Genomic DNA, 12,581 nt, shown 5'->3' with positions numbered 1-12,581 from the left:
CGTTGGTCGAGGTGCGAGGAGCTCTGCGACGAGCCTCGAGACCCCGTGACGATGTCGTTCAGCTGAGCGGGCCAGTCACGGACTGGGCGGCCGCGAGGACCGACCCGTCGACGACGGCGAGGTGGGCGGCGGCCAGGTCGGGCGCAGCGAAGCGGTCGGGGCCGGGCTCGGTCCGCCCGTGCGTGGCAAGGGCGTCGATGACGGCGGCCGTCGCCGGCGCAGGACGAAGGGGGGCACGCAGCGCGATCCCCCGCGCGGCGGTGTGCAGCTCGACGGCCACGACCCGCGCGAGCGCGTCGACGCTGCGGCGCAGCTTGCGCGCACCGGCCCAGCCCATCGACACGTGGTCCTCCTGCATCGCGCTGCTCGGGATCGAGTCGACGCTCGCGGGTGCGGCGAGGCGCTTCATCTCCGAGACCATGCCGGCGGCGGTGTACTGGGCGATCATCAGGCCGGAGTCGGTGCCGGGATCGTCTGCGAGGAAGGGAGGCAGGCCGTTGGACCGCTTGACGTCGAGGAAGCGGTCGGTGCGCCGCTCGCTCATGCTCGCGACGTCGGCGGCGACGATCGCGAGGAAGTCGAGGACGTAGGCGACGGGCGCCCCGTGGAAGTTGCCGTTGGACTCCACGCGCCCGTCGGGGGTGACGACGGGGTTGTCGATGGCCGACGCCAGCTCGTGGCCGGCGATCGTCGCGGCGTGCTCGACGGTGTCGCGCGCGCCGCCGTGGACCTGCGGCGCGCATCGCAGGGAGTAGGCGTCCTGGACCCGGGTGCAGGCGGCGGGGTCGCGGTGGCTGTCACGGATCGGGCTGTCGGAGAGGACCGCTCGCATGTTGGCGGCCGAGCGCGCCTGCCCCGGCTGGGGGCGCAGCGCCTGCAGGTCCGCGGCGAAGACGTCGTCCGTGCCGAGCAGCCCCTCGACGCTCATCGCGGTGGCGATGTCGGCCGTCGTGAGCAGCCGTCGCAGGTCGTGGATCGCGAGGCAGAGCATGCCGAGCATGCCGTCGGTGCCGTTGATGAGGGCCAGGCCCTCCTTCTCGTGCAGCTCGACGGGCACCAGGTCGGCGGCGGCCAGGGCATCGGCGGCGGGCTGCCGGGTGCCGTCGACGACGACGTCACCCTCACCCATGAGGACGAGCGCGCAGTGGCTGAGCGGGGCCAGGTCGCCGGAGCACCCGAGCGATCCGAACTCGTGGACGACCGGCGTGATCCCGCGCTGGAGCAGCGCGAGGTAGAGACGCAGAGTCTCCTCACGGACGCCGGTCCGGCCGGTCGCCAGGGTCTGCACGCGCAGGAGCATCAGGGCGCGCACGACCTCCTCCTCGACCGGCTCACCCATGCCGGCGGCGTGGCTGCGCACGAGGGAACGCTGCAGCCGCGTGCGCTTCTCGTGCGGGATGTGGGTCGTGGCGAGCGCGCCGAACCCGGTCGAGACGCCGTAGTGGGCGACGGTGTCCTCCGCCAACCCCTCGATGACGGTGCGCGACTCCCGGACGCGCTCCCACGCGGCGTCACTGATCGTGACGGGGGCGTGGTGACGGGCGACGGCGACGACCTCGTCGATGGTGAGGGGCCGGTCGCCGAGGACGACGGTGGTGGTGTCGGTGCTCATGGGTCCATGCAACTCCCCGGCGCCGCCCCACGCAGGACCTCCTCAGGCAATACTGTCTCGGATACAAGACACCTCCTCCGCTGGTCGAGGTGCGAGGCCGCCCGCGGCCGAGCCTCGAGACCCCGGCACGACGAAGGGAGACCCCGTGCCCAACGCCACCGCCGCCGGCCACGCGCTGCGCGCCTTGACCCACCTCGCCGGCCGCGCCGAACCCATCCCCGCGGCCCACCTGGCGCGGGCGCTCGAACTGCCCCGCAGCAGCACCTACCACCTGCTCAGGGTCCTCGTGGAGCACGGCTTCGTCGTGCACTACGAGGAGGAGCGCACCTACGGCATCGGGGCGGCCGTGCACGAGCTCGGTGCCGGCTACCAGCGACAGGACCCCCTGGTCCGGCTCTCCCGACCGCTCGTCGAGCGGCTCGTCGACGCCACGACGCACAACGCCCACCTCGCCGTGCTCACGGGCCGCGACGTCCTCTACGTCATCGAAGAACGTGCGGCGGGCCGCCCTTCGCTCGTCACCGACGTCGGGGTGCGGCTGCCGGCGACGCTCACCGCGAGCGGCCTGGCCCTGCTCGCGGCGCTCCCCCGCCGGCAGGTCACCGCGCTCTACCCGTCGGCGTCGGTCATGGTCGGCGGCGGCCCGACGACGCCGTCGGCGCTGCGGCGCCTGCTCGTCGACGTGCGGGCCCGTGGGCACGCGGTCGAGGTCGGCAGCGTGTCACGGGACCTGTCGTCGGTCGCCGCCGCGGTCCTCGACCGCGACGATCACCCCGTCGCCGCGGTGGCGGTCACCTATCGCACCGACGACGTCGACGAAGGGGGCGCTGCCCACCTCGCGCAGGCGGCCGCCGAGACGGCGACGAGGATCAGCCAGCGGTTGTAGTCCCCGCTGGTCGAGGTGCGACGAAGGAGCCTCGAGACCGAGGCCGAGCTCACTAGTGCAGCTGACTCGCGTCGCCGAGGGCGCCGGCGTCGTGCTTCATCTGGTCGCTCATGCCGGCGGCCTTGAGGTCGCGGCGCAGCTCCTTGGGCAGGGCGAAGAGAAGCGACTCCTCGGCGGCCGTGACCGGCTGCGGCTCGCCGTAGCCGCGCTCGGCGAGGAAGTCGAGGACCCCGCGCACGAGGATCTCGGGGACGGAGGCGCCGGAGGTGACACCGACGGTGCGCACGCCGTCGAGCCAGGCCTCGTCGATCTCGTCGGCGTAGTCGACGAGGTGCCCGTCACGCGAGCCGTGCTCGATGGCGACCTCGACGAGGCGCACGGAGTTGGAGGAGTTGCGCGATCCGACGACGATCATCAGGTCGCAGTCCTTGGCCATCTGCTTGACGGCCAGCTGGCGGTTCTGCGTCGCGTAGCAGATGTCGTCGGAGGGCGGGTCCTGCAGATTGGGGAACTTGTCCCGCAGCCGGCGCACCGTCTCCATCGTCTCGTCGACCGACAGGGTGGTCTGCGAGAGCCACACGACCTTGTCGGGGTCACGGACCTCGACGTTGGCGACGTCGTCGGGGCCCTCGACGAGGGTGATGTGCTCGGGCGCCTCGCCGGAGGTGCCGACGACCTCCTCGTGCCCCTCGTGGCCGATGAGCAGGATGTCGAAGTCGTCGTCGGCGAAGCGCACGGCCTCGCGGTGCACCTTGGTGACGAGGGGGCAGGTCGCGTCGATCGTCTTGAGGCTGAGCGCCTTGGCCTCCTCGTGGACGATCGGGGCGACGCCGTGGGCGGAGAAGACGACGGTCGCGCCCTCAGGCACCTCGTCGGTCTCCTCGACGAAGATCGCGCCCCTCTTCTCCAAGGTCGTCACGACGTGCTTGTTGTGGACGATCTCCTTGCGCACGTAGACCGGCGGGCCGTAGAGCTCCAGGGCCTTCTCCACCGTGACGACGGCACGGTCGACGCCGGCGCAGTAGCCGCGGGGCGCGGCGAGCAGGACGCGCTTGGCGTCCTGCGGGGCGTCGGTGGCGGCGGTCGGGGTCGCACTCGTGGTCATGCCCTCCATGGTAGGTGAGGGGGCTGAACACGCCCTGACCGCCGCCGGACCGTCCGGGGTGGCTGCTTGACTGTGGGCCGTGAGCATCCCCCTTCCCGACAAGGCAGCCGACACCACGGCCGAGCAGCCGTGGCCGGTGCGCCTGCTGAGCATGAAGATCGCCGAGTACGTCGACCGCATGTCGGTGACCTGGGTCGAGGGGCAGGTCGTCCAGCTGACCCGCCGCCCGGGCGCGCGCACCGCGTGGCTGACCCTGCGCGACCCCGACGTCGACATGTCGCTGTCGTGCATGGTCCGGGTCACGGCCCTGGATGCCATGCCGACCCCGCTCGGCGAGGGCGCCCGGGTCGTCGTGCAGGCCAAGCCGAGCTACTGGACGCAGCGTGGGTCGCTGTCGATGGACGTGCGCCAGATCCGGCCAGTCGGCGTGGGCGAGCTGCTCGCCCGCATCGAGTACCTCAAGCAGCACCTGCGCTCCGAGGGGCTCTTCGAGGCCTCGCGCAAGCGGCCGCTGCCCTTCCTCCCGCGGCGGGTCGGGCTCGTCTGCGGGCGCGCGAGCGCGGCCGAGCGCGATGTCGTCGAAAATGCTCACCGCCGGTGGCCCGGGCTGCCCTTCGAGATCCGTCAGGTCGCCGTGCAGGGGCCGACGGCCGTGACCGAGGTCAGCGCGGCCATCGCCGAGCTCGACGCGATCGACGAGGTCGACGTCATCATCGTCACCCGCGGCGGCGGGTCGGTCGAGGACCTCCTGCCCTTCAGCAACGAGACGATGGTCCGGGCGGTCGCCGACGCCCGCACCCCCGTCGTCAGTGCCATCGGGCACGACGTCGACACCCCGATCCTCGACCTGGTCGCCGACGTGCGCGCCTCGACGCCCACCGACGCGGCCAAACTCGTCTGCCCCGACGCCGCCGCCGAGCGTGCCGGGGTGCTCGAGGCGCTCGGTCGTGCCCGGTCCGCACTCGCCGGGCTCGTCGAGCGCGAACGCCGCGGCCTGGTCCACCTGACGAGCCGTCCCGTGCTCACCGACCGCACCGCCTTCGTGAGGGCGCAGCGCGAGGTGGTCACCTCCCTTCGCCGCCGTGCGCACGGCCGGGTCGAGGCCCGGCTGCACCGCGAGCGCGACCGGGTCTCGCACCTGCGGACGCAGGCGCGGGTTCTCTCGCCCGCCTCCACCCTCGAGCGCGGCTATGCGATCGTCCAACGGCCCGAAGGGGAGGTCGTCGCCTCCCGCACCGACCTCGGGGTCGACGACCTGCTGCGGGTGACGGTCGCCGACGGCGACTTCGCCGTCCGGGTCACCGACTCGTGACCCCGCCCCCACCTAGAGTGGTCGCCATGGCCACCGACCCGCAGCCCGAGCAGGAGCAGCCCGACGTCGCCGACTTGTCCTACGAGGAGGCGCGGCAGGAGCTCATCGAGCTCGTGGCCCGGCTCGAGGGCGGCCAGGCCGGTCTCGAGGAGTCGATGCGCCTGTGGGAGCGGGGCGAGGCCCTGGCCGCGCACTGCGAGGCCTGGCTCGACAAGGCCGAGGCGAGCCTGGGGTCCGAGGGCACGTCCGACGAGGGCTGAGCCTGCCGTGACCGAGCGCCTGCACCGCGTCGCGATGGGGCTGCTCGTCGTCGACGGGCGGGTGCTGCTCGCACACCGTCCCGCTCATCACCGCGGCCCTGAACCACTGAGCAAGAGAAACCCCGGCTGCGCAAGGGTTTGAGACTCTTGCGAAGCCGGGGACGTTATCGGGTCACCCGGACATCATGAGGCGGGTGAGGTGCTGGCGCTCGGGCTCGACCCCGCCTTCGTCACCTTCGCGGGGGTGAGGTGCTCGGCGAACTCCTCGAGCTGCTCCCACGACCCGGTGCCGGTGACGAGGGTGGTCAGCTCGGTCCTGTCGTCGGGGACGTGGACGAGGCTGCGCTGGACCTTGCCCTCGCGGTCGCGCTGGACCCAGCGGGTGCCGTCCTCGGTCTCGATGCGCCCGATGACACGGCCCTGGTTGGTCTGGGTGTCGACCCAGTCCTGGCCGGGGTCGACGGCCTGCTGCACCGAGACGTACTGCGCGTCCGGGGTCGTGTAGCCGGCGTTCCACACCATGACATCGCCCTTGGACCGGGCATAGCGGACACTGGTCGCGACCCAGCCGTCGGGCAGGTCCTCGGCGTAGGCGAAGGGCTGACCGGCCTGACCCCCGCGGTACTGGGCGGCGGAGGCGACGTCGACCGACTCCGGCGTCACGCTGTTGGGGCGTGCGGTGACGAGGAAGAGCGCGAGGCCGATCCCGACGATGACGAGCATCGAGCGCATCATGTTGGCGCTCGTGCCCTTGGCATAGTGGCTCGCTCCCCGGGCCGGGACGCCCTGCTGGGCCGCGAGCTCCGCCGGGGTCGGCTCACGCTCGGGCGCCGACGTCGTGGGGGTCTCGGCCTGGTCGCCGGGGGCAGAACTCATGACGTCCATGGTCGCACGCGCCACAGGCGCGCCCGGACACCTCCCGGCGACCCGGCAGATAGGCTCGGCTCGTCGAGCCGCCGTCCCGGAGGAGAAGCATGAGCCAGGCCCAGACGTCCGCCCCCAGCGCCGGGGTGATGCACCCCGACCGCAACCTCGCGATGGAGCTGGTGCGGGTCACCGAGGCCGCGGCCCTGGCCGGTGGCCGCTGGGTCGGCCGCGGTGACAAGAACACCGCCGACGGCGCCGCGGTCGACGCGATGCGCTCGATGATCTCCAGCGTGCAGATGAACGGCGTCGTCATCATCGGCGAGGGCGAGAAGGACGAGGCCCCGATGCTCTACAACGGCGAGGAGGTCGGCGACGGCACCGGCCCCTCCTGCGATGTCGCCGTCGACCCCATCGACGGTACGACGCTCACGGCGAAGGGGATGACCAACGCCGTCTCCGTCCTCGCCGTCGCCGACCGGGGCACGATGTACGACCCGAGCGCGGTCTTCTACATGGACAAGCTCGTCACCGGCCCGGAGGCTGCCGACGTCGTCGACATCCGCCTCCCGGTCAAGGAAAACATCAAGCGGATCGCCAAGGCCAAGGGTCAGCAGCCCGAGGACGTCACCGTCGTCATGCTCGACCGCCCGCGCCACGCCGACCTGGCCGACGAGGTCCGCGCCGCGGGCGCGCGCATCCGCTTCATCTCCGACGGCGACGTCGCCGGCGCGATCATGGCCGCCCGTCCCGAGACCGGCATCGACCTGCTCCTCGGCGTGGGCGGCACCCCCGAGGGCATCATCACCGCCTGCGCGATCAAGTGCCTGGGTGGTGTCATCCAGGGGCGCCTGTGGCCGCGCGACGACGAGGAGCGCCAGCACGCGATCGACGCCGGCCACGACCTCGGCCAGGTCCTCACGACCGACGACCTCGTGCAGACCGACAACTGCTACTTCGTCGCCACCGGCATCACCGACGGCGAGCTGCTGCGCGGCGTGCGCTATCGCGCCGGGGGCGCGACCACCCACTCGCTCGTCATGCGCAGCAAGTCCGGCACGATCCGCACGGTCGAGGCCCACCACAACCTCACCAAGGTCCAGCGCCTCTCCCCCGAGCTGTCCTCCTGATCCGATGCCGGGCCGCCGCCGCTCCACACCGCCCGCCCCGACGCTCGTCATCGGCGAGTCCCTCGTCGACGTCGTCGTCGGGGCGGACGGCACGCGCAGCGAGCACGTCGGCGGCAGCCCGCTCAATGTCGCCGTCGGCCTCGCCCGGCTCGACCACCGGGTGACGCTGGCGACCCACTTCGGGCGTGACGCCCACGGCGCGGCCATCGGCGAGCACCTCGCCGAGGCCGGGGTCGACCTCGTGCCGGGCAGCGACCGGGCCGTCGACACCTCGGTCGCGACTGCCACGCTCGACGAGAGCGGCGCCGCGACCTACGACTTCGACATCGACTGGCGCCTGCCCGCGTTGCCGCAGGTGCCGGGCCATGTGCACACCGGGTCGATCGGGGCGCTGCTGCGGCCGGGATGCGTCGACGTGCTCTCGGCGATGTCCGGCGCGGCCCGCACCCACACGGTCTCCTACGACCCCAACTGCCGCCCGGCGCTCTTCCCCGACCCCGAGACCGCTCGCACCGAGATCGAGCGCCGGGTCGCCGTGAGCGACGTCGTCAAGGCGAGCGACGAGGACCTCGAGTGGCTCCTCGGGCGGCCCCTCGGCCACAACGACATCGCCGAGGTGCTGCGCTCCTGGTGCGACCTCGGCCCCTCCCTCGCGGTGTGCACCCTGGGCGCCGCGGGAGCCCTGGCGATCCTCCCTTCGGGCCGCCGGACCCTGCTGCGCGGCCGGCGCGTCGACGTCGTCGACACCGTGGGTGCCGGCGACTCCTTCATGTCCGGCCTGCTCTCCGGGCTGCTCGACGCGGGCCTGCTCGGCAGCGGCGACGTCAAGGGACGACTGCGCAAGGCGCGGGGCCGGGTCGTCTCCGCCGCGATCGAGCGCGGCATCGAGGCCTCGGCGATCACCGTGACGCGCGCCGGCGCACAACCACCGAGCCGCGCCGACCTCGGGGTCGACGCGGCTCGCTAGCGGTGCTGGATCAGCCGGCGTTGGCCGCCTCGCGGGCACGGGCCCGCTCGAGGCCGCGCTGGCGGTCCTCCTCCGACTGACGGGCGATATCGGCCGCCTTGGCGTCGTCACGGGTGAGGCAGTCACCGGTCTCCGGGTCGAAGACGTGCATCAGCGCGGGGTCGAAGACGAAGTGCCCGTCGTCGCCCTCGCGCACCCGCGAGCGCGGGTCGAGGTTGATGACCATCTGGGTGCGCATGCCCTCACCGTCGAGCTCCTTGTCGAGCTCGTCGAGCTTGTCCTTGACCGGCCCCTCGACGGTGAAGGGCACGTAGGCGTACTGCTCGTTGCCCAGCCACTCCGTCTGGTCGACGGGCGCGTCGAAGCGGATGCCGTCCGCCGGCACGTCACCGAGGTCGGAGTCCTTGATGTGCTCCGGGCGGATGCCGACGATGAGCAGGTCAGCGCTGCCCGCCCGCTCCCGCACGGCCGCGGGCACGGGCACGCGGCAGAAGGGCAGGACGAGCTCGTCGCCCTCGACCGAGGCCGGCAGGAAGTTCATCGGCGGGGTGCCGATGAAGCCGGCGACGAAGAGGTTGACCGGCTGGTCGTAGAGCTCGCGCGGACTGGCGCACTGCTGGAGCACGCCCTTCTTGAGCACCGTGACCCGGTCACCGAGGGTCAGCGCCTCGGTCTGGTCGTGCGTGACGTAGATCGTCGTCGTGCCCATGCGGCGCTGCATCCGGGCGATCTCGGTGCGCATCTGCCCGCGCAGCTTGGCGTCGAGGTTGGACAGCGGCTCGTCGAAGAGGAAGGCGTCGGCGTCGCGCACGATCGCCCGCCCCATCGCCACCCGCTGCCGCTGGCCTCCGGAGAGGTTGGCCGGCTTGCGCTCGAGGTGCTCGTCGAGCTCGAGCATCGAGCTGGCCATGCGCACCTTCTGGTCGATCTCCTCGTTGCTGTGCTTGCCCTTGGCCAGGCGAAGGGGGAAGGCGATGTTCTCGAAGACGCTCAGGTGCGGGTAGAGGGCGTAGTTCTGGAAGACCATCGACAGGTTGCGGTCCTTGGGCGACAGGTCGTTGACCCGCGAGCCGTCGATGAGGAGCTCACCGCTCGTGATGTCCTCGAGCCCGACGACCATGCGCAACAGCGTGGACTTACCGCAGCCGGACGGGCCGACGAAGATCATGAACTCGCCGTCCTTGATGTCCAGGCTCACGTCGTTGACCGCGGGGAAGCCGTCGCCGTACTTCTTGACGATGTTCTTGAGGGTGATCTCAGCCATGGGAGGTACTCCAGTTCTGTGAAGGCGGGGGTCAGCCCTTGACGGCGCCCGAGGTCAGGCCGGCAACGATCCGGCGCTGGAAGATCAGCACGAGGACGACGACGGGGATGGTCACGACGACCGAGGCCGCCATGATCGCGCCCGTCGGCTGCTCGAACTGGCTGGCACCGGTGAAGAAGGCGAGCGCGGCCGGGACCGTGCGCGCCTGGTCGGAGGTCAGCGAGATCGCGAAGACGAAGTCGTTCCACGCGGTGAAGAAGGTGATGATCGCCGTGGTGAAGACGCCCGGGGTCGCCAGCGGGATGATCACCTTGCGGAAGGCCTGCCAGCTGCTGGCGCCGTCGACCTGCGCGGCCTGCTCCATCTCCCACGGGATCTGCTGGAAGAAGGCCGACATGGTCCAGATCGACAACGGCAGGGTCAGCGCGAGGTAGGGGATGATCAGACCGGGGATGGTGTCGAAGAGCCCGACGCGGCTCCACACGTCGAACAGCGGCGTGACCATCGCGACCACGGGGAAGAAGCTGACCGCCAGGGCGGTCGTGAGGATCATCTTCTTGCCCTTGAACTCCAGCCGCGAGATCGCGTAGGCGCAGAACATCGCGAGCACGACCGAGATGAAGGTCGCGAGCAGGCAGACGATGAGCGAGTTGCGCAGCGCCGGCATGAAGAGGTCGCTCGCCCCGCCGCTGAAGATCAGCCGGTAGTTGTCGAGGGTGGGGTCCTTGGGCCAGAAGTTGCCCAGGACCGCGGCCTCAGGGTTGGCGAGGTCCTTGGCGCTCTTCAGCGACAGCGACAACATCCACAGCAGTGGCAGGACGGTCCAGATCATGATCGGGATCGCGAGCACCGTCCAGATGCCCGTGCCCTTGGCGGACTCCTTGGCCATGTCAGTTCCTCCCCTGCGTCAGGTCGACCTTGAACCCCTTGACGAACAACGCCGCGATGACGAGCACGCACAGGAAGAGGACCACCGACAGCGCCGACCCGAGGCCGATCTCGGTCCGGTCGATGGTCTGTCTGAAGATGAGCCCGGAGAGCGAGTTCGTCCCGTTGGCGCCTCCGGTCATGATGAAGATGTTGTCGAAGATGCGGAAGGCATCGAGGGTGCGGAAGAGCAGCGCCACCATGATCGCCGGCTTCATGTTCGGCAGGATCACCTTGGTGAGCACCTGCATCCACGAGGCGCCGTCGACCTTGGCGGCCTCCTCCATCGAGGTGTCGACCTGCGCGAGGCCGGCAAGAAGCAGCAGCGACATGAAGGGCGTGGTCTTCCAGATCTCCGACAGGCAGATGACGAAGATCGAGGACCAGAAGCCGCCGAACCAGTCGTAGTTGTCGCTCACGCCGGGGAGCCAACTCGTCCAGCGGTTCACGAAGCCGGTGTCGGTCTGGTACATGAAGAGCCAGGTGAAACCGGAGACGACCGTGATGATCGAGTACGGGATGAGCACGACCGTGCGCAGCGTCCGCCGCGGGAGCACGATCCGGTGCATCACCAGGGCGATGATGAAGCCAAGGACGAGCTCGACGACCACCGTGATCAGGGTGATGAGCACCGTCGCCCACATCGCGCTCCAGAAGACCGAGTCGCTGAAGGAGACGATGTAGTTGTTGAGCCCGACGAACTCGCGGTTGTCCGGGTCGGTGAGCCGGTAGACGAAGAAGCTGTTCCACACCGCCTGGAGGATCGGGTAGGCGGTGACGAGGAGCATGACGACGAAGGCCGGCATCGCCAGCTTCCAGCCGAGCCGCTGCTCGGCCCGGGCCCGGTCGGACAGGCGAGGCTTCTCCCCCTTCGTCCGTGGGGTGGTGTCGGTGGAGGCACTCACAGCAATGCATCTCCGTTCAGGACGTCCTTGAGCAGCTGCGTGGTCTGCTCCGGGGTCTTGTCGGGGGTGACCGAACCGGGCGGGCTGTACTCGCGCTGGATGCCCGAGGAGACGTCGCCGTAGTACTGCGTGAGCGGCCGCGGACCGCTGGAGTCGAGGGACTGGCGGATGAGCGCCGCCATCGGGAAGTCCTTCTTGATGTCGGCGTCGTCGTAGACCGCCTTGCGGGCGGCCGGATTGCCGGTGCCGAGCATGTAGGCCTTCTGGCTGTCCTGCGAGGTGAGGCACTCGACGGCCTCCCACGCCTGCTCCTGGTTCGACGAGGACTGGGCCACGCCCATCTCGATCCCGCCGAGCGGAGGCTTGGACTCGGTGCCCTCGGTCGTCTGCGGGTAGCGCGTCCACGCGAGGTCCTTGATCCAGTCGACCTCGGCGCCCTTGAGCGCCGCGTAGACGTAGGGCCAGTTGACCATGAAGCCGGCCTGCTCGTTCTGGAACATGTCGAGCGTCGACGTCTCGTCGGTCGAGCCCAGCGCCGGCCCGCCGACGCCGTCGTCGTTGAGCTTCTGGATGATCTCGGCGGCCTTCTTGCCGCCCTCGGACTCGAGACCGAACTTCAGCTCCGGGCCGTCCGCCCCCGGATTTTCGACGATGTGGTCACCGCCGCCCTCGACGAGGGCGTTGATCCACACCATGTAGCCCTCGTAGCGCGAGGCCTGGACGCCGATGTTGCTGTCGGTCTTCTTCGCAGCGTCGATGACCTGGTCCCAGGTGACCGGCTTGGTCATGTCGAGGCCGGCCTCCTTCGCCACCGACTTGCGATACCAGAGGACCTGGGTGTTGGCCCAGAAGGGGGCCGCGACGAGCTCGTCCTTCCACGTGGCGTTGGTGACCGCCGGGTCGACGACGTCGTCGGTGAAGGTGGAGACCTTGTCCTCGGGGACCGGCGCGAGATAGCCGGCCTCGGCGAACTCGGCGACGAAGACCGGGTCGATCGACATGATGTCGACGCCCTTGTCCTGCGAGGCCAGGCGCCGCAGCAGCTGCTGGCGCTGGTCGCTCGCGCTGTTGGGCAGCAGCTGGATGCTGATGTCGTAGGCGCCGTCGGAGGCGTCTGAGCACTCCTTGGCCAGCTGCGCCTGCCCGCCACCGGCCGGGTCGGAGCCACCGCCGTCGGGGTTGATGTACCAGGTCAGGCGAGCCGAGCCGCCTGACGAACCGTCGTCACCGCAGGCCGCCAGGCCGAGGCTCGCGGCCGTCGCCGCGGCGGCCATGAAGGCGATCCGACGTCGTCGTCGTGTCTCCACGTCGTTCCTTTCGTCCGCGGGGCACGACGTGGGCGTGAGCCC

12 protein-coding genes are annotated in these 12,581 nt (G+C 70.7%); 5 read left to right on the top strand and 7 right to left on the bottom strand.

The annotated features are described in order from the left end of the window. Nucleotides 1-58: 58 nt before the first annotated feature. A complete protein-coding gene (gene hutH, locus NYE39_RS14180) occupies nucleotides 59-1,612 on the bottom strand; it encodes a histidine ammonia-lyase (protein WP_341013029.1) in 1,554 nt (517 codons plus the stop codon). 145 nt (nucleotides 1,613-1,757) lie between these two features. On the opposite strand from hutH, the gene NYE39_RS14175 reads away from it, so the two are divergent. Further along, nucleotides 1,758-2,498 (top strand): IclR family transcriptional regulator, encoded by a 741-nt coding sequence (locus NYE39_RS14175; protein WP_341013028.1) that lies wholly within the window; start codon nucleotides 1,758-1,760, stop codon nucleotides 2,496-2,498. A 52-nt stretch (nucleotides 2,499-2,550) separates the two neighbouring features. On the opposite strand, the gene NYE39_RS14170 is transcribed toward NYE39_RS14175, so the two are convergent. Beyond that, nucleotides 2,551-3,603, bottom strand: a complete 1,053-nt coding sequence (locus NYE39_RS14170; protein WP_341013027.1) for a 4-hydroxy-3-methylbut-2-enyl diphosphate reductase — start codon at nucleotides 3,601-3,603, stop codon at nucleotides 2,551-2,553. A 79-nt stretch (nucleotides 3,604-3,682) separates the two neighbouring features. On the opposite strand from NYE39_RS14170, the gene xseA reads away from it, so the two are divergent. Further along, nucleotides 3,683-4,915, top strand: a complete 1,233-nt coding sequence (gene xseA / locus NYE39_RS14165) for an exodeoxyribonuclease VII large subunit (RefSeq protein WP_341013026.1) — start codon at nucleotides 3,683-3,685, stop codon at nucleotides 4,913-4,915. Between the two features lie 26 nt (nucleotides 4,916-4,941). Further along, nucleotides 4,942-5,175 (top strand): exodeoxyribonuclease VII small subunit, encoded by a 234-nt coding sequence (locus NYE39_RS14160; protein WP_185221590.1) that lies wholly within the window; start codon nucleotides 4,942-4,944, stop codon nucleotides 5,173-5,175. Between the two features lie 183 nt (nucleotides 5,176-5,358). On the opposite strand, the gene NYE39_RS14155 is transcribed toward NYE39_RS14160, so the two are convergent. Then, nucleotides 5,359-6,051, bottom strand: coding sequence for a DUF4245 domain-containing protein (locus NYE39_RS14155; protein WP_341013025.1), 693 nt, complete (start codon nucleotides 6,049-6,051; stop codon nucleotides 5,359-5,361). Nucleotides 6,052-6,149: 98 nt separating this feature from the next. Here NYE39_RS14155 and glpX point away from each other — a divergent pair, with 98 nt between their 5' ends. Together glpX and NYE39_RS14145 are read left to right on the top strand one after the other, a co-directional pair. Further along, entirely contained in the window at nucleotides 6,150-7,169 is a 1,020-nt protein-coding gene (glpX, locus tag NYE39_RS14150; protein ID WP_341013024.1) for a class II fructose-bisphosphatase, read from the top strand. 4 nt (nucleotides 7,170-7,173) lie between these two features. After that, a complete protein-coding gene (locus NYE39_RS14145; RefSeq protein ID WP_341013023.1) occupies nucleotides 7,174-8,136 on the top strand; it encodes a PfkB family carbohydrate kinase in 963 nt (320 codons plus the stop codon). 10 nt (nucleotides 8,137-8,146) lie between these two features. On the opposite strand, the gene NYE39_RS14140 is transcribed toward NYE39_RS14145, so the two are convergent. Genes NYE39_RS14140 through NYE39_RS14125 form a run of 4 tightly spaced genes read right to left on the bottom strand, consistent with a single transcriptional unit; the run spans nucleotide 8,147 to nucleotide 12,539 of the window. Then, nucleotides 8,147-9,400 (bottom strand): ABC transporter ATP-binding protein, encoded by a 1,254-nt coding sequence (locus NYE39_RS14140; protein ID WP_341013022.1) that lies wholly within the window; start codon nucleotides 9,398-9,400, stop codon nucleotides 8,147-8,149. Nucleotides 9,401-9,431: 31 nt separating this feature from the next. Beyond that, on the bottom strand, nucleotides 9,432-10,289 hold the full coding sequence (locus tag NYE39_RS14135; protein ID WP_341013021.1) for a carbohydrate ABC transporter permease: 858 nt from the start codon (nucleotides 10,287-10,289) through the stop codon (nucleotides 9,432-9,434). Between the two features lies 1 nt (nucleotide 10,290). After that, the gene (locus tag NYE39_RS14130) at nucleotides 10,291-11,232 is read right to left on the bottom strand and encodes a carbohydrate ABC transporter permease (protein ID WP_433955653.1); all 942 of its coding nucleotides are present in this window, start codon (nucleotides 11,230-11,232) and stop codon (nucleotides 10,291-10,293) included. Next, entirely contained in the window at nucleotides 11,229-12,539 is a 1,311-nt protein-coding gene (locus NYE39_RS14125) for an extracellular solute-binding protein (RefSeq protein ID WP_341013020.1), read from the bottom strand. The genes NYE39_RS14130 and NYE39_RS14125 overlap by 4 nt, the downstream gene beginning before the upstream one ends. Between the last annotated feature and the right edge of the window lie 42 nt (nucleotides 12,540-12,581).

Origin of the sequence: Janibacter sp. FSL W8-0316 (assembly GCF_038004165.1) — a bacterium.
GTDB lineage: Bacteria > Actinomycetota > Actinomycetes > Actinomycetales > Dermatophilaceae > Janibacter > Janibacter indicus.
The sequence above is the reverse complement of the archived record's forward strand: the minus strand, read 5'-3'. Positions and strand labels throughout refer to the sequence as shown.